A 20,067-nucleotide genomic window follows, 5' to 3' on the forward strand; every position below is an offset into this window, starting at 1 on the left:
GATTTCGTCGCATCCGACGATGGCGCGCCGGGGGCGCCTTCCTAGACTGCGCCATCCACCAGAGACATCCCATGGACAGCGATCACATCACGAGCGAACTCTCCGAGGGCATCCTCACCGTCACGCTCAACCGGCCCGACAAGCTGAACGCCTTCACCACGCGCATGGGCCAGGAGATCGGCGCCGCGCTCGACCGGGCGGACCAGGACGACGAGGTGCGCGTCGTGATCTTCACGGGTGCCGGGCGTGCGTACTGCTCCGGCGCCGACATCTCCGACGGCGGCTCCGTCGGTGCGGGCTCCGGCATGGAACGGAAGGGCCTGCCGCCCGGCGGCATCGGCCAGCGCCTCTTCGAATGCCGCAAGCCGATGATCGCCGCGATCCATGGCGCCGCGATGGGCGTGGGCGTGACGATGACGCTGCCGATGGACTACCGCATCTGCGCGCAGGGCAGCAAGTTCGGCTTCATCTTCACGCGGCGCGGGCTGGTGCCGGAGGCGGGCAGCGCCTGGTTCCTGCCGCGCATCGTCGGTCTGCCGAAGTCGCTCGAATGGGTATATGCCGGCCGCACCGTCGACGCCGAGGAGGCGCGCGCCGCCGGCCTCGTCAGCGAGGTGGTCGCGCCCGACCGGCTGTTGGCGCGCGCCCGCGCCATCGCGCTGGAGATCGCCGAGAACACCTCGCCGGTGGCCACGGTGCTCACGCGCCAGTTGATGTGGCGCGCCTCGGCCGGCGCCGATCCGATGAGCGCGCTCAAGGTCGACTCCGCGCTCAACCTCGCGCTGTCGCAGGCGCCCGACGTCAAGGAGGGCTTCGCCGCCTTCCGCGAGAAGCGCCTTCCCCACTTCCCCGGCCGGCCCAGCACGGACATGCCGAGCCTCTACCCCTGGTGGTGAACCATGACCCAGCATGATCTCCTGATCCGCGGCGGCCGCATTGCCGACGGCGTCGGCTCCCCGCTGTTCGAGGCCGACGTCGCGATCCGCGACGGCCGCATCAGCGCCGTCGGCCGCATCGAGGGCGGCGCGCGCGAGGTGCTGGACGCTGCCGGCGCGGTGGTCGCGCCAGGCTTCGTCGACATCCACACCCACTACGACGGCCAGGCCGTGTGGGATTCGCAACTGGCCTCGTCGAGCTGGCACGGCGTGACGACGGTGGTCATGGGCAACTGCGGCGTGGGCTTCGCCCCGGTGCGCCAGCACGACCGGCAGCGCCTGATCGAGCTGATGGAGGGCGTCGAGGACATCCCGGGCATCGCCCTGCACGAGGGCCTGGACTGGGCCTGGGAGAGCTTCGCCGAATACCTCTGCGCGCTGGAGCGGCGCCCGCACGACGTGGACCTGTGCGCGCAGTTGCCGCACGGCGCCCTGCGCGTCTACGTGATGGGCGAGCGCGCGGCCCGGCTGGAGCCGGCCACGGAGGACGACATCGCGCGCATGCGCGAGATCGCCGCCGCCGCCATGCGCGCGGGCGCGCTGGGCTTCAGCACCTCGCGCTCGATCAACCACCGCACCATCAAGGGCGACCCCACGCCCTCGCTGCGCGCCAGCGAGGCCGAGCTGACGGGCATCGCGATGGGCCTGGCGGACGCGGGGCGCGGCGTGCTGCAGTTGCTGTCGGACTTCGACACGCCTTCGCTCGAGGAGGAATTCGCGATGCTGCGCCGGGTGGTGGAGAAGTCCGGCCGGCCGCTGTCCTTCACCGTCGCCCAGAAGCACGACGACCCGCAGGGCTGGCGCCAGCTCCTCGCGCTGGTCGGCCAGGCGGTGAAGGACGGCCTCCCGATCCGCGGCCAGGTGGCGCCGCGGCCGATCGGCATGCTGCTCGGCCTGCAGGCGAGCCTCAATCCCTTCTCGGGTTCGCCGATGGTCCGCGAGATCGCCGACAGGCCGCTGGCCGAGCGCTACGCCATCATGCGCGACCCGGCGTTCAAGGCCAAGGTGCTGGACCACCTCGCGCGCACCACCCGCAAGCGCCTGGACCTGAGGCTGCTGTTCCCCTTCGGGGATCCGCCCAACTACGAGCCGGATCCGTCGACCTCGATCGCCGCGCAGGCCGAGCGCGAAGGGCGCAGCCCGGACGACGTGGCCTACGAGCTCATCCTGAAAGACGAGGGCCGCGCCTTCCTCTACACGCCGTTCGCCAACTACCACGACGGCAACCTCGACGCCTGCCGCGAGATGATGGCCGACCCGAACACGGTGATCGGGCTGGGCGACGGCGGCGCGCACGTGGGCATGATCTCCGACGCGAGCTTCCCCACCTTCCTCATGACGCACTGGGCGCGCGAATGCGGCCGCGAGGACGGCTTCGACCTGAGCTGGCTCATCAAGCGGCAGACCTCGGACACGGCGCGCACGGTGGGCCTGAACGACCGCGGCGTGATCGCGCCCGGCATGAAGGCCGACATCAACGTGATCGATGTGGACAGGCTCGGACTGCCGGCGCCGCGCATGACCTTCGACCTGCCGGCCGGCGGCAAGCGGCTGCTGCAGAAGGCCGAGGGATACCGCGCGACGGTGCTGTCGGGCGTGGTGACCTACCGCGACGGCGAGGCCACCGGCGAGCTGCCCGGCCGCCTGGTGCGCGGCCCGCAGGAGAAGGCGCATGCGGCTTGACGGCAGGGTGATCGTGGTCACCGGCGCGTTCGGGCATCTGGGTCGCGAGGTGGCCAGGGAGGTGCTCGCGCAGGGAGGCAAGGTGGCCGCCCTCGACCTGGGCGACGGCGACGTGCCGCCCGGCGCGCGCGCCTGGACGGTGGATCTCGCCTCGCTGGACGACACCACCCGCGTCCTCGCCGAGGTCGCCGGCCGGTTCGGCGCCATCGACGGCCTCGCCAACGTCGCCGGCGGCTTTCGCTGGCAGACACTGGACGAGAGCGTGGACCTGGCCGAATGGACCGCCCTGCACCGGCTCAACCTGGGCACCTGCGTGACCGCATCGAAGGCCGTGCTGCCCTTCCTGCAGCGTGCAGGCGGCGGCCGCATCGTGAACGTCGGGGCCATGGGCGCGGTCAAGGGCGCGAGCGGCATGGGTGCCTACGCTGCGTCCAAGGCGGGCGTGATGCGCTTCACCGAGGCGCTGGCCGACGAACTGAAGCTCCAGGACATCACGGTGAACGCGGTGCTTCCCAGCGTGATCGACACGCCCGCCAATCGCGCCGACATGCCCAAGGCGAAGCACGACCGCTGGGTCAAGCCGCAGGAGATCGCACGCGTGATCGCCTTCCTGCTGTCCGACGCCGCCGCCGCCGTGACCGGCGCGCTGATTCCGGTGACCGGCAAGACCTGAGGGACAGCCCGTGGCGCACCTCATGTTCTGCCTGCGCCGCCTGCCCCATCTCACGCGCGAGCAGTTCCAGCACCACTGGCGCAACGTGCACGGGCCGCTGGTGCGCGCGCACGCCGGGGCGCTGGGCCTGTCGGCCTACGTCCAGAGCCATGCGCTGCCCGAGACGATGGACACGCACCTGGCCCGCCAGCGCGGCGCGCCGCCTTCGTTCGACGGCATCGCGCAACTCTGGTGGCATGCGCGCCGCCTCGACGCACCGCAGAAGGAAGCGGCCCGGCGGGCCAACGCGGTGCTGCTGGAAGACGAGCGCCGCTTCATCGACCTGGCCGCCTCGCCGATCTTCCTGGCAGAGGACCACGAGGTGCTGCGGCTGTTCGCGCACAGCCGCTCGAATCACGACGACAAGGAGACGTGAATGCACCCTCCCGGGATCTCGCGCCGGCAGCTACCGGCCCGTGCCTCGCTGGCCGGCCTGCAGCCGAGGGCGGACGCTTGAGCGACGGCTTCTGCAAGGTCGAGCGCGAAGGCGCGCTCACCGTCATCACCATCGACCGGCCCGAAGTGATGAATGCGCTGCATCCGCCGGCGCAGGAAGCGCTGGCCGAGGCCGTGGACGCCTTCGCGGCGGACCCGTCGCAATGGGTCGCCATCCTCACCGGCGCCGGAACGCGCGCCTTCTGCGCCGGCAACGACCTGAAGTACCACGCGTCGGGCGCGCCGCGCTGGCGTCTGGCGAACGGCTTCGGCGGCGTCACCGCGCGCTTCGACCTCGACAAGCCGCTCATCGCGGCGGTGAACGGCGTGGCGATGGGCGGCGGACTGGAGATCGCGCTCGCCTGCGACCTGATCGTCGCGGACGCGCAAGCGACCTTCGCCCTGCCCGAACCGAAGGTGGGACTGGCCGCGCTGGCCGGCGGCCTGCAGCGGCTCGGGCGCCAGATCGGCAGCAAGCGCGCGATGGGCATGATCCTGACGGGCCGCCACGTCGGAGCCGCCGAGGCGCAGGCGCTCGGCTTCGTGAACGAGGTGGCGCCGGCCGGCCAGGCGCTGGCCGCGGCGAAGCGCTGGGCCGCGGAGATCCTGGCCTGCAGCCCCCTGGCGGTGCGCGCCTCGAAGCAGGCCCTGATGCGCGGGCTGGATGAACCCTCCCTCGCCGAGGCGATCCGCAACGAGCGGGCGTATCCGGCGGCGCAGGCGATGTTCGCATCGCAGGACTACGTCGAGGGCCCGAAGGCCTTCGCGGAAAAGCGCGCGCCGCGCTGGCGGGGGCGCTGAGGCCGTCAGCCGCCCTCGCCGCGCCCGAGTGCCGTGGTCAGGACGATCTTGCCGATGGCCTGCCGGCCGGCCACCAGCCGCAGGGCCTTCGCGGCCTCTTCCAGCGGCAGCAGCGCGGTGATCGCGGGCCTGACGCGGCCCTCGGCGAGCCAGTCGACCAACTGCGCGCGCAGCGCCGCATAGCGCGCGGGAAACCGCTTCGCAAAGGCGCCGTAGAACACGCCCACGATGCTGCAGCCCTTGAGCAGCGGCAGGTTCATCGGCAGCTTCGGGATGCCCGCGGTGAAGCCGATCACCAGGTAGCGGCCGCCCCAGGCCATGCCGCGCAGGGCGGGCTGCGCGTAGTCGCCGCCGACGGGGTCGTACACCACGTCGACGCCACGGTCCTGCGTGAGCCGCCGGATTTCGTTCCTGAGGTTCTCCGGCGTATAGAGGATGGTCTCGTCGGCGCCGCGATCACGGCACAGCGCCAGCTTCTCCCGGCTCGAGGCGGCGGCGATGACCCGCGCGCCCATCAGCTTGCCGAGCTCGATCGCCGACAGGCCTGTGCCGCCGCCGGCGCCGAGCACCAGCAGGGTTTCGCCGGGCGCGATCCGCGCGCACTCCTGCAGGGCATAGTGCGTGGTGCCGTAGGTCATCATCAGCGCCGCGGCCGCAGCCATGCCCACGCCGCGCGGCACCGGCGCCAGCCGGTCCGGCGGCGCGATGACTTCCTCGGCAAAGCCGCCCCAGCGGCAGGCCGCGATGACACGGTCGCCGACGGCGAAGCCGGTGACGCCCTGGCCCAGGGCCTTGACCACGCCGGCCACTTCCCCGCCCGGCGAGAAGGGCAGCGGCGGCTTGAGCTGGTAGCGGTCCTCGATGATGAGGGTGTCGGGGAAGTTCACCGCGGCCGCATGCACGGCCACCACGACCTCGCCTGCGGCCGGGACCAGGGAAGGCAGATCCTCCAGGGTGAGCGTCTCGGGCGGGCCGTGCCGCCGCGCCACCACGGCCCGCATGCGCTCAGGCCCCCTTCACGTCGAGGCCGGCCTTGACGAGAAGCTCCTTCCACATCGGCCGCTCCTTCCGGTAGGTGGCGAAGAACTGCTCGCTGGTGCTGCCCACCGGGGCCATGCCGTTGTCGATGATCTTGCCGTAGACCTCGGGGGTGTTCACCGCCGCCTGGTACTCGGCCGACAGCCGCTGGACGATGGGCGCCGGCGTCCCGGCCGGCGCGATCACGCCGACCCAGCCGGGGTTCATCGCGAACACGGGCGCGGTCCAGCCCTGCTCCACCAGCGTGGGAAGGTCCGGCATGTTCTTCAGCCGCTGGGTGCCCGAGACGCCGATCATGCGCAGCTTGCCCGACTCGGCGTACGGCCTGGCGGTGGAAGGCGCGAAGAAGGCGCAGTTGAGCTGGCCGCCCAGGAAGTCCTGCATCAGCGGCGTTTCGCCCTTGTAGGGCGAATGGACCATGCCGGCCTGCTGCGAATCGCTCACCTCCATCAGCGCCACGTGCCCGTAGTGGCCGATGGCGGTCGAGCCGTAGCTCAGCTTGCCCTTGTTGGTCCGCACCCACTTGAGGAAGTCCGCGCCGTCCTTCACCGGCACCGACGCGGCCACGCACAGCACCATCGGCACCGTGGCCACCAGGCTGATGTAGCTGAAGTCGGTGTCCGCGTTATAGGGAACCTCGGCGTTCAGCAGCGGGCTCGCGATGATGCTGGAGGATGCCGTCGCACCGATGGTGTAGCCGTTCGCGGCGGCCTTGGCGACGGCCGTCACGCCCACCATGCCGCCGGCCCCCGCCCGGTTGTCGATGACCACCGGCTGCCCGATCTTCTCGGAAACCTGCTTGCTCACGATGCGCATCACCAGGTCCGTGACGCCGCCGGCCGCGTAGGGCACGATGAACCGGATCGACTGGTTCGGATAGCCGCCCTGGGCGAGGGCGCGCGGCCCCAGACCGAGCAGCCCGGCGCCTGCGGCCGCATGGGCCAGCAGATGCCGGCGGGAAAGGACGCGGTCGTGCATTGCAGTCTCCTGTGAAGTACGGCCGGGTCGAGGCGCCCAGCCTGGACCGGATCCTAGGAACCGCCCCAGGCGCGGCCATCGTCGATTGAGACGATTTCGCACGCCCTGCCCGGCCCGCGGGCCGATTCGTCGTTTGCGACGATGCCCGCGCACGGGCCCTTTCCTAGCATGCGCTGACATGCCGGTGCACCACGCGCCGCCACAGGAGACGCACTTGGATTTCGACATTCCCGAGGACATCCGCCGCACGCTGAACGAGATCGACGCCTTCGTCGAGCGCGAGCTGGTGCCGCTGGAGCAGGCCCATCCCCAATACTTCGACCATCGCCGCGAGTTCGCCCGCACCGACTGGGAACGCGACGGCATCCCGAGCGCCGGCTACGAGGCCGTGGTGCGCGAGGCGCGCGACCGCTGCGACCGCGCCGGCTTCCTGCGCATGGGCCTGCCCCGGTCGGTGGGTGGCCAGGAGGCCTCGAACCTCGCCGTCGTCATCATCCGCGAGCACCTCTCGGCGCGCGGCATCGGGCTGCAGGGCAACCTGCACGACGAACAGTCGGTGGTGCCCAGCATCCCGATGGTGCACCTGATGGAGAAATTCGGCTCGCCCGAGCAGAAGGCACGCTACCTGGAAGGGCTGGTCACCGGCGACGACTTCATCGCCTTCGCGCTGACCGAGCCCGACCACGGCAGCGACGCCACCTGGCTGGAGACCACCGCGGTGCGCGACGGCGATCACTGGATCCTGAACGGCAGGAAGCGCTTCAACAGCGGCGTGCACAAGGCCAGCGCCGACCTGGTCTTCGCGCGGACCTCGGGCCAGCCAGGCGATGCCGACGGCATCACCGCCTTCCTGGTGCCGATGGACACGCCGGGCCTGAAGGTGGAGTACTACCACTGGTGCTTCAACATGCCCTCGGACCACGCCGAGGTCTCGGTGAACGACATGCGGGTGCCGCACTCGGCCGTCGTCGGCCGGATCGGCCACGGCCTGGACGTGGCGCAGAACTTCGTGCACCAGAACCGCATCCGGCAGGCCGCGCAGAGCGTGGGCGTGGCGCGCTACTGCGTGCAGGAGTCGGTGAAGTACGCCCGGGCGCGCAAGACCTTCGGCCGCCCGATCGCGCAGCACCAGGCGATCCAGTTCCCCATCGCGGAGATGCACGCCGAGGTGGAGATGCTGCGCAGCTACGTGTTCAAGGTCGCCAACGAGCTCGACCGCAAGCCGGCCGAGAGCGTGAGCGACCAGGTGGCGATCGCGAACTTCCGCGCCAACCGCCTCGCCTGCAACGCGGCCGACCTGGCGATGCAGGTGCACGGCGGCATCGGCTACACGCGCGGCAAGCCCTTCGAGCACATCTACCGGCATTTCCGGCGCTATCGCATCACCGAGGGGTCGGACGAGGTGCAGATCCGCAAGATCGCGGCCTACCTGTTCGGCTATGCCGGCCCCGGGAAGCAGCCGGCAGCGAAGAAGGACACGGGCGCATGAAGCAGAACGACGGACGCGGCCCGTTGTCGGGCATCAGGGTCCTGGACCTGGCCTCGGTGATCATGGGCCCGGTGGCGGCCCAGCATCTGGCCGACATGGGCGCCGACGTGATCAAGGTCGAGGCGCCCGAGGGGGACCTCACCCGTTCGATCGGGCCGCGCAGGTCCAGCGACATGGGTGCGGTGTTCATCACCTGCAACCGCAACAAGCGCAGCGTGGTGCTCGATCTCAAGCAACCGCAGGCACGCGAGGTGCTGCACCGGCTGGTGGCGGGCAGCGACGTCCTGATCCACTCGGTGCGCAGCGCGCCCGCCCGCAAGATCGGCCTGACCTACGAGGAACTGCGCAAGCACAACGATCGCCTGGTGTACTGCCACGTCAAGGGCTATTCCGACGAGGGCGCCTACGCGGGCCAGCCGGCCTTCGACGACACCATGCAGGCCGAGAGCGGGCTCGCCATGCTGCAGTCGGTGGTGGCGGGCGAGCCGCGCTACGTGCCTTCGTCCATCGTCGACAAGATCTGCGCCATCCACGCCGCCTACGCCGTGGTGCTGGCTCTGTTCGAGCGCGCCCGCAGCGGGCTGGGCCAGGAAGTGGAACTGCCGATGTTCGAGACGATCACGGCCTTCAACCTCACCGAGCACCTGTGGGGCCAGGCCTTCCAGCCGGCGCTCGGGCCGATGGGCTACGACAGCGTGCGCCGCGGCGTGCGCAAGCCCTATCCCACCCGGGACGGCCACCTGGCGTTCCTGCCCTATTCCGACCTGCACTGGCACAAGTTCTTCCACCTCGTCGGCCGGCCGGAGCTGGCGCAGGACCCGCGCTTCGCCACCTTCCCGGCGCGCCAGAAGAACTACGACGCCGTGTTCGGCTTCGTGCGCGACACGCTGAGCGGACGCACGACGGCCGAATGGGTGCAGCTCTTCGGCGAGGCCGACATCCCCATGTCGGCGGTCAACCAGATCGACGACATGCTGGAGCACCCGCACCTGGAGAGCGTGGACTTCTGGAACCTGCGGGAGCATCCCACCGAAGGCCTGCTGCGCCTGCCGTCGAATCCGATCGGGCTGAGGCGCACGCCGCCTTCCATCCGCAGGCTGCCGCCGCGGCTGGGCGAGCACACGCGCGAGGTGCTGCGCGAGTTCGAATACGGCGCCGACGAGATCGAGCGCCTGGTCGCCGAGGGCGCGGCGCGCGAGGGGCCGCCGGCATGAACGCCCGCCCGGCCGCTCCGAGGGGCGCTCGCACCGCAGTGCGAGACGCGGAGGTCATCCGGTGAGCGCCACGCCCGACGCGCAGACCTTGCAGCAGCGGGTCGACACGCTGGCCCGCCGCCGCCTCGGCGCGGGCGAAGGCGCGCGCGACCTGCAGACGCTGACGGCCGGGGCCAACAAGGGCACCTGGGCCTTCCGCACAGGCGGCACCGGCTTCATCCTGCAGCGCCAGGCGGCCTCGGGCGCGCCCGATCCCGACGCCGGGCCCGACGACTGGGTGCCCCACCTGGACGGCACGCAGGAATTCCAGGTGATGCGCGCGGCCGAGGCGGCCGACGTGCCCGTGCCGCGCGTGCGGCACATCCTGGTGCCGGACGACGGGCTGGGCGAAGGCGCCGTCACCGAGCGCATCGACGGCGAGACGATCCCCGCCCGGGTGCTGCGCCAGCCTGAACTCGCCGAGGCGCGGGGGCGCATGGCAGCGCAGTGCGGACGCATCCTCGCGGCGATCCACCGCGTGCCGGCCGACAGCCTCGGCTTCCTGCGGCGCTTCGATGCCCGCGAGACGCTGGCGCTCTTCGAGCGGACGCTGGACCGGGCGGGCATGCCGCTGCCGGCGCTGGAACTGGCGCTGCGCTGGGCACGCGCGCGCCTGCCGGGCCGCACCGGCACCGCGCTCGTGCACGGCGACTTCCGCACCGGCAACTTCATCGTGGGGCCGGAGGGCATCCGCGCGGTGCTGGACTGGGAGATCGCGCACCTGGGCGACCCCATGGAGGACCTTGGCTACGTGTGCATGCGCACCTGGCGTTTCGGGGGCCGCCTGCCGGTGGGCGGCTTCGGCACGCGCGAGGACCTGTTCAATGCCTACGAGCAGGCCTCCGGCCAGGCGGTGGATCCGCAGCAGGTGCGCTTCTGGGAAGTGGTCGGCGCGATGCGCTGGGCACTGGGCTGCGTGCGGCGCGCGCATGCCTGGCGCCACCAGCACGAGCGCAGGCTGGAATTCGCCGCCGTCGGGCGGCGTATCGAGGAGCCGATCTACGATCTGCTCAATGTCATCGAGGGCCGCGACTGAAGCCCCACCTGGAGACACAACATGCCCCGTTCCACCACCCGCCGCCATTTCCTGGCCCAGGCCGCCGCAGGCACCGCCGCACTCTCGCTGCGGCCCGAGGCGTTCGCCCAGTCCGACTGGCCCCGGCAGCCGATCAAGCTCATCGTGCCCTATGCCCCGGGCGGCGCCAACGACGTCACCCTGCGCCTGGTGAGCAAACAGGTGTCCGAGAAGCTCGGCCAGCCGATCCTCATCGACAACCACCCCGGCGCCGGCGGCGTGGTGGGCACCGGCATCGTGGCCCGGGCCGCGCCCGACGGCTACACGATCGGCGTGGGCGCCACGTCGACCCTGATCGCCACCCCGATGACCAATCCGGCCTCGAACGTCGACGTGGCCAAGGACCTCACGTTCGTGTCGCTGCTCGCCGTCGCCCCGATGGCGCTGGCGGTGAACCCATCCGTTCCGGTCAGGACGGCGGCCGAGCTGCCGGCCTACCTGAAGGCGCACAAGGGCAAGATGAGCTACGGCTCGATGGCGGTCGGTCACTTCGGCCACGTGGCCATCAAGGAAATGAGCGACCTGTACGACGCCGCCATGGTCCACTCGCCCTACAAGGGCGAGGCGCCGCTGGTTCAGGACCTCGTCGGCGGCCAGATCCAGATGGCGCTGGTGACGCCGCCGGGCGTGCGCGCCATGGCGGAGGCGGGCCGGCTGCGGCTGCTGGCAGTGACCGGCACCAAGCGGATCAAGCTGTTCCCCGACGTGCCCACCTTCGCCGAGCAGGGATTCGACAGCCCGCTGTTCCGCATGAACGCCGGGTGGATCGGCATCGTCGCGCCGGCCGGCACGCCGGCCGTGGCCGTGCGCCGGCTGGAGGCCGAATACGCCGCCGCCGTCCGGACGCCCGAAGTGAACCAGAAGCTCAGCGACCTGGGCCTGGAGCCGATCGGCGCGGACAGCGCGACGTTCGCCGCCACCTATGCGAGCGAAAAGGTGGTGTGGCGCGAATTGCTGGTGAAGGCCGGCGTCGAGGTCAAGGACTGAGAAGCACCTCGTGCAGGCGCGCGCGGCGCTGCGGCGTGAGCGCCGCCGCCTGCTGCAGGTAGCGCGCGGTGCCGCCGAAGCCCTCGTCGATCAGATCGAAGGCTGCTTCGAGGAACTCGGCCCGGACGGTGCCCAGCACTTCCATGATCTCGGGCGCATAGCGCCGGCTCTCCCGCGGCTGGACGCGCTGGTTGGTGAGCAGGTAGTCCTCCAGGATCGTCTCGCGCGGAACGTCCAGCGCCGAGAGCAGCAGCGCGACCATGAAGCCGGTGCGGTCCTTGCCGGCGGCGCAATGCACGACCAGCGGCCGCCCTGCGCGATCGAGCACGTGGGCGAAGAGGCTCGTGGCCTGGGCCTGGGCCTTGCGCACGAAGCCGCGGTAGGCCTCGGCCATGAACGCGCGTGCCATCGCCGGTGTCAGGTCCTGCCCCGAGGCGATGGCCGTATCGAGTTTCAGCGCCACGCTGGGCTCGATCGGCAGCGAATGGACCACCGCCTGCGGCAGCGCACAGGCCTGCCGCAGGCGTTCGGAAGCGCCGCGCAGGTCGATCACGCAGACGTCCGCGCCGAGCCAGGCCGCCAGGTGCTCGATGTCTTCCGCATGCAGCTCGCCGAGCTGGCCCGAGCGCAGCAGGCGGCCGGGCGCAATGAAGCGGCCTTCGCGGGTACCCAGGCCGCCGAGATCCCTGAAGTTGGGTGCACCGCGCAGCATCACGCCTGTCATCGCGCGCTCGCCAGCCACTTGGGGTTGTTGATGCGAAGCGCGTCCTCGGTCGAGGCCCGAAGATGCGCGAGCAGTGCAGGATCGTCGACCGCGAAATCGCCGGCGCGGATCGCCCGTGCCAGCGCCGCTTCGAGCTCCTCCGGCGACCCGTCGCACCGCAGCAGCGCCTTCAGCCTCCGGACTTCGGCCGCGTTGGCAGCGGGGCCGAGCTCGATCTCGCGCCGCACGGTGGCGAGCACGCGCGACGCGATCCTCAATTGGAACTGGTGCACCGAAGAGACCTGCGGTGCGATCTCGGTCTCCAGATACGCCTGGACGATGGCGAGCAGGTCGGTGGAAAAGGGGCGGCTGTTGGGCATGTCGGCACCTCACGCCTTCGTTTCCGGCCACGCGTACAGCGGCGGCTGCTTGTCGATGAAGCGGCGCGCAGCCTCCTTGTGGAAGGCGCTCTGCAGGCACAGCGCCTGGGCCAGCGCCTCCTGGGCGTAGACCTCGCGGCGCTCGCTCTCGAAGGCGTGGTTCATCACCGTCTTGGCGATGCCGATGGCGGCGGTGGGCGCATGCCGGAAACGCTCGGCATGCGCCAGCGCCGCCTGCACCACGTCGCCCTCGCAGACCTGCTGCACCAGGCCGATGGCAAGGGCTTCCCGGGCCTCCACCACCCTGGCGCTGAAGACCATGTCCTTGGCGCGCGCCAGGCCGATCGCGCGCGGCAGCAGATACATGCCGCCGGCGTCCGGCACGAAGCCCAGCCGTGCAAACACGCTGCAGAAGCGCGCGCGCGGCGAAGCCAGCACGATGTCGGCCGCCAGCACGAGCGACAGGCCGGCGCCGAAGGCCACGCCGTCGACGGCCGCAATGACCGGCTTCTCGAGATCGACGAGTTCGTCGAACCAGCGGTCCAGCCGCAGCAGGCGCTCGCGGCCCCCGAAGACCTCGTCCTGCGCCGGCTCCGGCTTCATGGCCTTGACGTCGCCGCCCGCGCAGAAATGCCCCCCCGCTCCGCAGATCACCACCGCCTTGACCGCAGGGTCGCGCAGCTGGGGGATCGAGGCCGCCAAGGCATCGCGCAGCGCCGGGTCCAGGGCATTGCGCGCCTCGGGGCGGTTCAGGGTGAGCACGGCGGTACCGCCGCGGCGTTCGATGAGCAGGACGTCCATGCATGGAGTCTGGCGCCGGGCGAGGCGCTTCGCGTCGTCGCATCCGACGATGCCGGGCCGCGTTCGCGCTCCTAGAGTGCCGCCATGATCCCGCAGACCGTCGACGTCCCGCCGCAGAACCGATTCGACGAAGCCGCGCTCGACCGTTTTCTTCGCGACCGGTTGCCGGAATATGCAGGCGGCCTGCGCGTCGCGCAATTCCCGAACGGCTTCTCCAATCCGACCTACGCCCTGGAGGCGGCGGGCAGGGGCGGACGGCCCTGCCAGTACGTCCTGCGCAAGCGCCCCGCCGCCGCCCTGCCTTCCGCGCACCGGATCGACCGCGAGTTCCGCGTGCTGCGGGCGCTGGAGAGCACGGACGTGCCCGTGCCCCGCGCCCGGGTGCTTTGCGAGGATCCGTCGGTCCTGGGGTCGGCCTTCTTCGTGATGGACCGCGTGGCGGGCCGCCTGTTTTCCGACCCCACGCTGCCGGGCTGCACGCCGCATGAGCGCAGGCTCATCTACCACGATCTGGTGGACGTGCTCGCCCGCCTGCACGGCCTCGATGTCCAGGCACTGGGGCTCGCCGACTACGGCAGGCCCGGCGACTACCTGCAGCGCCAGGTCGCCCTCTGGACCCGGCAGTTCAGGGCAGCGCAGACCGAGGAGCTGGCATCGATGGACAGGCTGGGCGACTGGCTCGGCCGCAACGTGCCCCCGGCAGGCCGCACCGGCATCGTGCACGGCGACTACCGGCCGAACAACATCCTGGTCCACCCGACCGAGCCGCGCGTCGTGGCGGTGCTCGACTGGGAGCTGAGCACGCTGGGCGACCCGTTGTGCGATCTGGCGTACACCTGCTTCTGCTACTACATCCAGGAGCCGCCCGTGGGCTTCGGTGGAGCGGACCCGGCCACCCTCGGCATCCCCACCGAATCCGAGATCGTGGCCCGCTACTGCGACCGCACAGGCGCTTGCGTGCAGGCGTGGACCTTCCACCTGGCGCTGCAGTTGTTCAAGAGCGCGGCGATCCTGCAGGGCGTGGTGAAGCGCGCCCTGGACGGCAACGGGCCTGCGGCGTGGCTCGCCAAGAAGGCGGATGTCGCGGCGCGGGCAGCGCTCGCGCTGGCGCTGATCGAGCGGGACGGCCGATAGGGAGACGGACCTACGGCGCCCCAGTGCCGGCAGCTCAACGGCCGGCCGCCCGGTTCACTTCGCGTGGCGGACCGTCCGATGCACGAAGAACGATCTCGGGCGGCCACACCTCCTGCAGGTCTTCAGCTGCCGCTCCCCCCAAGCGCGCGAGCAGCATCTCGGCCATGCGCCGCCCCGCGCGCTGGGTTTCTGCGGAGAAGGTCGTCAATGCAGGCTGGATGTAGCGCCCGATGGGATGGTCGTCGCCGCCGATGATGCCCACGTCCTTGCCGGCGACCCGGCCGGTCTCCGCCACGCCGCGAATCACGCCGAGCGCGACCAGATCGTGGCCGCAGACGATGGCCGTCGGCGGATCCGCAAGGTCGAACAGCGCGCGTGCCGCCTGCACGCCGCCCTCTTCCGTCATCGGCGCCTCGATGCACAGCGCCGGATCGAAGGCGATGCCCGCGGCACGCAGCGCCGCCTCGTAGCCCAGGCGTTCATGGTGGCTGAACATGAAGACCTCGGGGCCGTGCACGAGGGCGATGCGGCGATGGCCGAGCGAGATGAAGCGCGAGCAGCCCACGCGCCCGACCAGGGTGTGGTCGATGTCCACGAAGGAGAACGGCTGCGCCGTCTCGCTGCGGCCGAAGGCCACGAACGGCACCTCCGCGGCCATCAGGTACGCGATGCGCTCGTCCTGGCGCCGGGTGCGGCCGAACAGCATGCCGTCCACGCGCTGGCGCTCCACCAGCCGCTTGAACACGTCGATCTCCGACTCGAAGCTCCTGGCCGAGGCGATGATGACCTGGTAGTTGGTCTCCTGGAACACCTCGTCCACCCCCGTCAGCATGTTCAGGAAGAAGGGGTGGGCGAAGGAACTCTGCGGATACGACAGGACGAAGCCGATCGTGTCCGACGACTGCCTGCGCAGCCGGCGGGCCGCCGGATCGGGCGTGAAGCCCAGCTGCCGGGCGGCCTCCAGCACCCGTGCGCGGGTCGCGCTGCTGACATCGGACCTGCCGTTCATGGCCTTGGACACGGTGGCCACCGACAGATTCAGGTGCCTGGCGAATTCCTGGATGTTCACATCGTTCTTTCTTTCATGAGCCGGACGCGCGGCCGGCCTCCCGGGCCGGGCCTGAGACCGTTTTCTACCCCTGTTCAGCCCATGGCCCAGGTGTGGGAGAAGCTCCTGTGCGTCATGACGAGGAGTAGACCATGAGCTTCCTCGCCATCGCCGGCCACGCGGCCTGCCGCGAGGACCGGAAGTGGAAGCCGGTGGCCACGCGCGACGGGCACGCGGAGTATCCGACGCCGGAGAGCCGTGCCGAAGCGATGGAGCAGGCCTGGATGCGGGTCTTGCCGGATGTCTGCGCCAGAGCTTCGGAAGGTTGGGCGAGCAACGCCCGGGCCGGGCCGGCAGGCGAACGAGAACCTGCACGGGGCCTCTTTCAGAGAAGCCCCCTGCGGACCTATTCGGGCCGGAACATGCGAAAGCGCTGAGCCGCCTCGATGAAGAAGTAGTCGCCGGGACCGCCGCCGCGCAAGATGGGCTGGCCGGCGGCCGTGTCGTAGATGCCGTCCTTGAGCAGGCTGCGGTCGATGTGCACGGCCACCACTTCGCCGAGCACCAGGTGGCTCGGCGAGGGCGTGCCGTCCAGGCCCAGCAGCGGCAGGATCTGCGTGCACTTGCACTCCATCGAGACCGGGCTTTGCGCCACGCGCGGCGGCGCGACGACCTGCGAAGCCAGCGGCGTGAGCTTCGCGAGCTGGAACTCGTCCACCTCGGGCGGCACGACGGCGCAGCTCTGGTTCATGGCCTCGGCCAGCGGCCGCGTCGCCAGGTTCCAGACGAACTCGCCGGTGGCCTCGATGTTGCGCATCGTGTCCTTGCGGCCGAGGCTGGAAAAGCCGATCAGCGGCGGCACGTAGTTGAACGCCGTGAAGAAGCTGTAGGGCGCCAGGTTCAGCACGCCATCCGGGCTGCGGCTGGAGATCCAGCCGATGGGCCGCGGGCCGATGATGGCGTTGAACGGATCGTGCGGCAGGCCGTGGCCTTCGCGCGGCACGTAGCTGTGGAAGCGGTCGGTGGAGTCGGACATGGGTGCACGCGGGCGGTGGGCGGGTCGGACGTTCAGCCGCCGGCGGCGGCGCCCGTCCCGGCCCAGAACTTCTGGTGGTCGAACGGCCTGCGCGCGGTGAAGGCGCTCAGGCCTTCCTCCCATTCTGCGCGGTCGACCTCGTGCAGGGAGCGGCGCACGGCCTCCCAATCGACCGGATGGTGGCGGCGCAGCGCACGCCTGGCCACCTGCACGGCGCTGGGTGTCGTGCCGGCAGCGATCTTCGCGGCCCAGGCGACGGCGCTGCGCAGTTCATCGCCCGCGGGGACGACGGCGTTCACCAGGTGCAGTGCGTGGGCCTGCGCCGCCGCGATGCGCTCGCGCCCCAGCATGATCTCCAGCGCCTGGCGCGTGCCGACCAGCGGAGGCAGCAGCGCCGCCGCGGTGTTCGGAATCACGCCCACGCCCAGCTCCGGCAGCGCGAACCAGGCCGCATCGCTGGCCACCACCAGGTCGCAGCACATCGTCAGCTCGAAGCCGCCGCCGAGTGCAGGGCCCTGCACGGCGGCAATGACGGGCACGGGCATCTCGGTCAGTGCCTGGAACATGCGCACCGGGTCGGTGTCTTCCTCGTGGCCGTCCATCCAGCCGTCGCGCAGGTCGTCCATGTTGGCGCCGCTGCAGAAGACCTTGCCCTGCGCCGCGACGACGACGCCGCGTGCGCGCTCGTGCCGTGCGCGCGCCAGTTGCGCCAGCATGTCGCGCACGATGGCGCGCGACAGCGCGTTGCGCCGCGGCGGGTCGCAAAGGGTCAGGACCGCGATGTGGTCCTCGATCGCATAGTGCACGGTCATGTCGGCTCTCCCTGGGCCATGAGCCGTTGGCGGAGTTCGCCGGAGATGGCGGCGGCGCGCGGGCCGGCCGGGTCCAGGAAGACGCAGACCGCCTCGGCCGAGGCCACGCAGCCCTGCGCATCGAACAGGCCCTGCACGATGTCGACCGAGCGGGTGCCGACGCGCGCCACGCGCGTGCCGACCGCGACCTCGCCCGGATAGAACAGCTCGCGGTGGAAGTCGAGCGCCAGCCGCACCACCGCGGGGTGCGCGCCGCCGAGCTGCGGCGCGATGGCCGGGTCGCCGAACAGATCCATCCGGCCTGCCTCGAACAGCGAGGCCATGGCCGCGTTGTTCACGTGGCCGAACTGGTCGGTGTCGGCATTGCGCAGCTTCTCGCGGCACCAGCGTCCGAACGCCGACCGCGCGGGAGCGGGGCCTCGCACATTCACTCCCGCGGCAGCAGGTGCTGGCTGGCCTCGTGCTCGATCCGCAGGTAGAGCTCGTCGGCCATGGGGCGCTTCATCTCCTCGATGACATGGCCCACCAGGCCCACGGCCCGCGCGGCCACCGCCAGCCCGCGGCACACCTGCCAGGCAACGCCCATCTGCGAGGCCACCGCCGCCATGGCGGCCGTGACGTTGACCGGCAGCACGCGGCCGGTCACGCGCTCGGCCTCGGCGCCGATGGCCGTCATCAGCTCGGCGTACGGGCCGTAGTAGCCGGTCTCCTTCGCCACGCGGAACAGCGCCTCGGTGCGCGGGTCGACGGGCTTGTGGAACGGATGGCCCACGCCCGGGATGATCTCCTTGCGCGCGCGGTGGTCGGCCACGATGCGCCGGGCCAGCACGCCGATGTCGCCGGGCTGCATGCTGTCGGGGATGGCCTCCTGCAGCATGCGCGCCGCGTTGTCCAGCGAACCGACGAACACCGAGCCCAGGCCGAGCAGGCCGGCGGCCACGGAGGCCTGCACGGCCTCAGGCGCGCCGCAATAGGTCATGCGCGTGGCCAGCGTCGACGGGGTGATGCCGTGCTCGACCAGGATCACCATCATGGCGTTGAACATGCGCAGCTCGTCGGCGTCCCTGGGCAGCCGCGCGAAGATCTGCAGGAAGGCCATCTGGCCGAAATCGAGCTGGCCGACGATCTGCTCGCACAGATCCAGCCCGTGGATCACCACCTTCGTGGGCGTGGCCCAGGCGATGTCGGAACGCACTTCACCTCGCTTCATACCTTTTCTCCTTGCGGCTGCGCCATCGCCGCCTCGGCGATCTCGCGCAGTTTGTTCTTCAGAATCTTGGTCCCGTTGGGACCCTCCATGGACGGGTAATCGGCCACCTGCAGGATGCGCTGCGGCACCTTGTAGTTGGCCATGCCGGCCTTGCAGAAGCGCAGCAGCTCGGCCTCCTGCACGGCAGCGCCGTTGGTGCGCACGAAGGCCACCGCGACATCACCGATGCCGGGCTGCGTGACGGCCACGACCTGTGCGTCCTCCACCGCCGCATGCGTGCCGAGGAAGGCCTCGATCTCGCTCGGGTCCACCAGGTAGCCCTTGAGGCGCAGGCTGTCCTTGAGCCGGGACAGGTAGACGAAGCGCCCGCCCCGGCCCACCGCGAGATCGCCGGTGCGCAGCCAGCCGTCCGCCGTGAAGGCGGCCCGGGTGGCGTCGGGGTTGTGCAGGTAGCCCTGCATGACGTGGTAGCCGCGCATCTGCAGTTCGCCCTTCTCGCCGTCGGCCAGCGGCTCGCCGGCGTCGAGGTCGACGATGCGGAACGCGATCCCGGGTGCGATGGGCGAGCCGCCCGGCAGCCGGCGCGTCTCCGGGTCTTCGCCGGGCAGGCCGGTCGCGGCCAGCGCGAAGCATTCCGATGCGCCGTACAGGCCGAAGGCACGCACGCCCCAGTCGCGCTCGGCCCGCGCCACCACCGCCGCGCCCAGGCCCGCGAACTCGGCGAAGCCGCACCAGCGCAGCGTCGTGGGCGCAGGCCCCAGTGCGTCCCAGATCGGCGCGAGCATGCCGTCGGAGCCGAACAGATGGGTCACGCCATGGGCGCGGATGGCCTGCGCGGCACGCCCGGCGTCGAACACCTGCAGGAAGACGCAGGGCGCACCGCCCGCGAGCGCGCCGGCCATCTGCACGAAGCCCAGCACGCCGTATAGCGACAGGCCGCACAGCATCACGCTCCCGGGGCCGATCTCGGTGCGGCGGGCTACGTTCAGCGCATGACGCGCGATGCCGCCCTGGCTGTGCACCGCGAGCTTGGGCCGGCCGGTCGTTCCCGAGGTGCTGAAGGTGCACAGCGGGTCGTCCGGCTGGCCGCCTGCGGGCACGTCGGGCAGCTCGCGCTCCACCGGGATGAAGCGTTCCGGCACGTCCACCACCCTGACCTCGCGCACGCCCGGCAGCTCGGCCTGGATGGCGCGGGCCGTGCCCGGGTAGTCGAAGTTCAGGAACTGCCGCGGCACGAAGATGGCCCTGGCCTGCGCGCTGGCCACGATGTGGCGCGCCTCGTCGCGCCGCAGCCGGGTGCTGACGGGCACCATCAGCACGCCCAGGTGCGCACAGGCGAACAGCAGTTGCAGCCAGGCGCCGCCGTCGGGAAGCCACACGCAGACGGCGTCGCCGCGCCTCAGGCCCATGGCGTGCAGCAGCGCGGCCGCGCGCAGCGACGCCTCCCGCAGTTCGCCGCGCGTGGCCGAAAAGCCCTCGCAGACGATGGCGCGGTGTTGCGGGTCGCCTTCGAGGAGCGCCGCGAAATCCCCTTCGCCGCTCATTGGATAACCTCCG

General features: G+C 71.1%; 22 protein-coding genes. 11 read left to right on the top strand and 11 right to left on the bottom strand.

Translation table 11 applies throughout. From position 1 onward, the window contains the following. Positions 1 to 71 precede the first annotated feature (71 nt). From Q392_RS00355 to Q392_RS00375, 5 genes are all read left to right on the top strand, one after another. Positions 72 to 896 (top strand): enoyl-CoA hydratase-related protein, encoded by an 825-nt coding sequence (locus Q392_RS00355; RefSeq protein ID WP_038200270.1) that lies wholly within the window; start codon positions 72 to 74, stop codon positions 894 to 896. Between the two features lie 3 nt (positions 897 to 899). Further along, positions 900 to 2,618, top strand: coding sequence for an N-acyl-D-amino-acid deacylase family protein (locus Q392_RS00360; RefSeq protein WP_038200272.1), 1,719 nt, complete (start codon positions 900 to 902; stop codon positions 2,616 to 2,618). After that, a complete protein-coding gene (locus Q392_RS00365) occupies positions 2,608 to 3,291 on the top strand; it encodes an SDR family NAD(P)-dependent oxidoreductase (protein WP_038200274.1) in 684 nt (227 codons plus the stop codon). Before Q392_RS00360 ends, Q392_RS00365 begins: the two co-directional genes overlap by 11 nt. Before the next feature lie 22 nt (positions 3,292 to 3,313). Further along, the gene (locus Q392_RS00370) at positions 3,314 to 3,706 is read left to right on the top strand and encodes an EthD domain-containing protein (protein ID WP_051952639.1); all 393 of its coding nucleotides are present in this window, start codon (positions 3,314 to 3,316) and stop codon (positions 3,704 to 3,706) included. A 77-nt stretch (positions 3,707 to 3,783) separates the two neighbouring features. Beyond that, complete coding sequence (locus Q392_RS00375) at positions 3,784 to 4,566, top strand: enoyl-CoA hydratase-related protein (protein ID WP_038200276.1); 783 nt, start codon at positions 3,784 to 3,786, stop codon at positions 4,564 to 4,566. A gap of 5 nt (positions 4,567 to 4,571) precedes the next feature. Here Q392_RS00375 and Q392_RS00380 read toward each other — a convergent pair whose 3' ends face one another. After that, positions 4,572 to 5,567 carry an NADPH:quinone oxidoreductase family protein gene (locus Q392_RS00380; protein WP_038200278.1) on the bottom strand — a complete coding sequence of 332 codons (996 nt, stop codon included), beginning with the start codon at positions 5,565 to 5,567 and terminating at the stop codon, positions 4,572 to 4,574. 4 nt (positions 5,568 to 5,571) lie between these two features. Then, positions 5,572 to 6,582: a Bug family tripartite tricarboxylate transporter substrate binding protein gene (locus tag Q392_RS00385; RefSeq protein WP_038200279.1), complete on the bottom strand. Its 1,011-nt coding sequence runs from the start codon at positions 6,580 to 6,582 to the stop codon at positions 5,572 to 5,574. Positions 6,583 to 6,796: 214 nt separating this feature from the next. Between Q392_RS00385 and Q392_RS00390 the strand changes: the two genes are divergently transcribed. The 4 genes from Q392_RS00390 to Q392_RS00405 all read left to right on the top strand — a co-directional run bounded on the left by Q392_RS00390 (position 6,797) and on the right by Q392_RS00405 (position 11,386). Further along, complete coding sequence (locus tag Q392_RS00390; protein WP_038200487.1) at positions 6,797 to 8,071, top strand: acyl-CoA dehydrogenase family protein; 1,275 nt, start codon at positions 6,797 to 6,799, stop codon at positions 8,069 to 8,071. Continuing rightward, positions 8,068 to 9,285 (top strand): CaiB/BaiF CoA transferase family protein, encoded by a 1,218-nt coding sequence (locus Q392_RS00395; protein WP_038200280.1) that lies wholly within the window; start codon positions 8,068 to 8,070, stop codon positions 9,283 to 9,285. Before Q392_RS00390 ends, Q392_RS00395 begins: the two co-directional genes overlap by 4 nt. A gap of 61 nt (positions 9,286 to 9,346) precedes the next feature. Beyond that, entirely contained in the window at positions 9,347 to 10,360 is a 1,014-nt protein-coding gene (locus tag Q392_RS00400; RefSeq protein ID WP_051952572.1) for a phosphotransferase family protein, read from the top strand. Positions 10,361 to 10,381: 21 nt separating this feature from the next. After that, the gene (locus tag Q392_RS00405; protein WP_038200281.1) at positions 10,382 to 11,386 is read left to right on the top strand and encodes a Bug family tripartite tricarboxylate transporter substrate binding protein; all 1,005 of its coding nucleotides are present in this window, start codon (positions 10,382 to 10,384) and stop codon (positions 11,384 to 11,386) included. Here the strand turns inward: Q392_RS00405 and Q392_RS00410 are convergent. Genes Q392_RS00410 through Q392_RS00420 form a run of 3 tightly spaced genes read right to left on the bottom strand, consistent with a single transcriptional unit; the run spans position 11,376 to position 13,270 of the window. Then, positions 11,376 to 12,110, bottom strand: coding sequence for a tyrosine-protein phosphatase (locus tag Q392_RS00410; protein ID WP_038200282.1), 735 nt, complete (start codon positions 12,108 to 12,110; stop codon positions 11,376 to 11,378). The genes Q392_RS00405 and Q392_RS00410 overlap by 11 nt on opposite strands. Next, positions 12,107 to 12,469: a DUF6285 domain-containing protein gene (locus Q392_RS00415; RefSeq protein ID WP_038200283.1), complete on the bottom strand. Its 363-nt coding sequence runs from the start codon at positions 12,467 to 12,469 to the stop codon at positions 12,107 to 12,109. The genes Q392_RS00410 and Q392_RS00415 overlap by 4 nt, the downstream gene beginning before the upstream one ends. 9 nt (positions 12,470 to 12,478) lie before the next feature. After that, positions 12,479 to 13,270, bottom strand: coding sequence for an enoyl-CoA hydratase/isomerase family protein (locus Q392_RS00420; protein WP_038200284.1), 792 nt, complete (start codon positions 13,268 to 13,270; stop codon positions 12,479 to 12,481). Between the two features lie 84 nt (positions 13,271 to 13,354). Here Q392_RS00420 and Q392_RS00425 point away from each other — a divergent pair, with 84 nt between their 5' ends. After that, on the top strand, positions 13,355 to 14,404 hold the full coding sequence (locus Q392_RS00425) for a phosphotransferase family protein (protein ID WP_038200285.1): 1,050 nt from the start codon (positions 13,355 to 13,357) through the stop codon (positions 14,402 to 14,404). A gap of 34 nt (positions 14,405 to 14,438) precedes the next feature. Here Q392_RS00425 and Q392_RS00430 read toward each other — a convergent pair whose 3' ends face one another. After that, positions 14,439 to 15,473: a LacI family DNA-binding transcriptional regulator gene (locus tag Q392_RS00430; RefSeq protein ID WP_038200286.1), complete on the bottom strand. Its 1,035-nt coding sequence runs from the start codon at positions 15,471 to 15,473 to the stop codon at positions 14,439 to 14,441. Between the two features lie 131 nt (positions 15,474 to 15,604). Here Q392_RS00430 and Q392_RS32540 point away from each other — a divergent pair, with 131 nt between their 5' ends. Continuing rightward, positions 15,605 to 15,889, top strand: a complete 285-nt coding sequence (locus Q392_RS32540) for a hypothetical protein (protein WP_157007663.1) — start codon at positions 15,605 to 15,607, stop codon at positions 15,887 to 15,889. Here the strand turns inward: Q392_RS32540 and Q392_RS00435 are convergent. The 5 genes from Q392_RS00435 to Q392_RS00455 are packed head-to-tail and all read right to left on the bottom strand — an operon-like array spanning position 15,859 to position 20,054. Beyond that, positions 15,859 to 16,488, bottom strand: coding sequence for a flavin reductase family protein (locus Q392_RS00435; RefSeq protein ID WP_038200288.1), 630 nt, complete (start codon positions 16,486 to 16,488; stop codon positions 15,859 to 15,861). The genes Q392_RS32540 and Q392_RS00435 overlap by 31 nt on opposite strands. 32 nt (positions 16,489 to 16,520) lie before the next feature. Beyond that, on the bottom strand, positions 16,521 to 17,300 hold the full coding sequence (locus Q392_RS00440) for an enoyl-CoA hydratase/isomerase family protein (RefSeq protein WP_038200289.1): 780 nt from the start codon (positions 17,298 to 17,300) through the stop codon (positions 16,521 to 16,523). Next, on the bottom strand, positions 17,297 to 17,725 hold the full coding sequence (locus Q392_RS00445) for an acyl-CoA thioesterase (RefSeq protein ID WP_051952575.1): 429 nt from the start codon (positions 17,723 to 17,725) through the stop codon (positions 17,297 to 17,299). The genes Q392_RS00440 and Q392_RS00445 overlap by 4 nt, the downstream gene beginning before the upstream one ends. A gap of 2 nt (positions 17,726 to 17,727) precedes the next feature. Continuing rightward, a complete protein-coding gene (locus tag Q392_RS00450; protein ID WP_038200291.1) occupies positions 17,728 to 18,510 on the bottom strand; it encodes a citryl-CoA lyase in 783 nt (260 codons plus the stop codon). Beyond that, entirely contained in the window at positions 18,507 to 20,054 is a 1,548-nt protein-coding gene (locus tag Q392_RS00455) for an AMP-binding protein (RefSeq protein WP_084216727.1), read from the bottom strand. The genes Q392_RS00450 and Q392_RS00455 overlap by 4 nt, the downstream gene beginning before the upstream one ends. Between the last annotated feature and the right edge of the window lie 13 nt (positions 20,055 to 20,067).

Origin of the sequence: Xenophilus azovorans DSM 13620 (genome assembly GCF_000745855.1) — a bacterium.
In the GTDB taxonomy this organism is placed as follows: domain Bacteria; phylum Pseudomonadota; class Gammaproteobacteria; order Burkholderiales; family Burkholderiaceae_C; genus Xenophilus; species Xenophilus azovorans.

What these genes read in the sequence shown, in the direction of transcription:
- Q392_RS00380 (WP_038200278.1), bottom strand. Translation starts at nt 5,567, where the DNA reads ATGCGGGCCGTGGTGGCGCGGCGGCACGGCCCGCCCGAGACGCTCACC.
- Q392_RS00425 (WP_038200285.1), top strand. Translation starts at nt 13,355, where the DNA reads ATGATCCCGCAGACCGTCGACGTCCCGCCGCAGAACCGATTCGACGAA.
- Q392_RS00360 (WP_038200272.1), top strand. Translation starts at nt 900, where the DNA reads ATGACCCAGCATGATCTCCTGATCCGCGGCGGCCGCATTGCCGACGGC.
- Q392_RS00355 (WP_038200270.1), top strand. Translation starts at nt 72, where the DNA reads ATGGACAGCGATCACATCACGAGCGAACTCTCCGAGGGCATCCTCACC.
- Q392_RS00435 (WP_038200288.1), bottom strand. Translation starts at nt 16,488, where the DNA reads ATGTCCGACTCCACCGACCGCTTCCACAGCTACGTGCCGCGCGAAGGC.
- Q392_RS00410 (WP_038200282.1), bottom strand. Translation starts at nt 12,110, where the DNA reads ATGACAGGCGTGATGCTGCGCGGTGCACCCAACTTCAGGGATCTCGGC.
- Q392_RS32540 (WP_157007663.1), top strand. Translation starts at nt 15,605, where the DNA reads ATGAGCTTCCTCGCCATCGCCGGCCACGCGGCCTGCCGCGAGGACCGG.
- Q392_RS00420 (WP_038200284.1), bottom strand. Translation starts at nt 13,270, where the DNA reads ATGGACGTCCTGCTCATCGAACGCCGCGGCGGTACCGCCGTGCTCACC.
- Q392_RS00455 (WP_084216727.1), bottom strand. Translation starts at nt 20,054, where the DNA reads ATGAGCGGCGAAGGGGATTTCGCGGCGCTCCTCGAAGGCGACCCGCAA.
- Q392_RS00385 (WP_038200279.1), bottom strand. Translation starts at nt 6,582, where the DNA reads ATGCACGACCGCGTCCTTTCCCGCCGGCATCTGCTGGCCCATGCGGCC.
- Q392_RS00370 (WP_051952639.1), top strand. Translation starts at nt 3,314, where the DNA reads ATGTTCTGCCTGCGCCGCCTGCCCCATCTCACGCGCGAGCAGTTCCAG.
- Q392_RS00440 (WP_038200289.1), bottom strand. Translation starts at nt 17,300, where the DNA reads ATGACCGTGCACTATGCGATCGAGGACCACATCGCGGTCCTGACCCTT.
- Q392_RS00365 (WP_038200274.1), top strand. Translation starts at nt 2,608, where the DNA reads ATGCGGCTTGACGGCAGGGTGATCGTGGTCACCGGCGCGTTCGGGCAT.
- Q392_RS00405 (WP_038200281.1), top strand. Translation starts at nt 10,382, where the DNA reads ATGCCCCGTTCCACCACCCGCCGCCATTTCCTGGCCCAGGCCGCCGCA.
- Q392_RS00395 (WP_038200280.1), top strand. Translation starts at nt 8,068, where the DNA reads ATGAAGCAGAACGACGGACGCGGCCCGTTGTCGGGCATCAGGGTCCTG.
- Q392_RS00415 (WP_038200283.1), bottom strand. Translation starts at nt 12,469, where the DNA reads ATGCCCAACAGCCGCCCCTTTTCCACCGACCTGCTCGCCATCGTCCAG.
- Q392_RS00450 (WP_038200291.1), bottom strand. Translation starts at nt 18,510, where the DNA reads ATGAAGCGAGGTGAAGTGCGTTCCGACATCGCCTGGGCCACGCCCACG.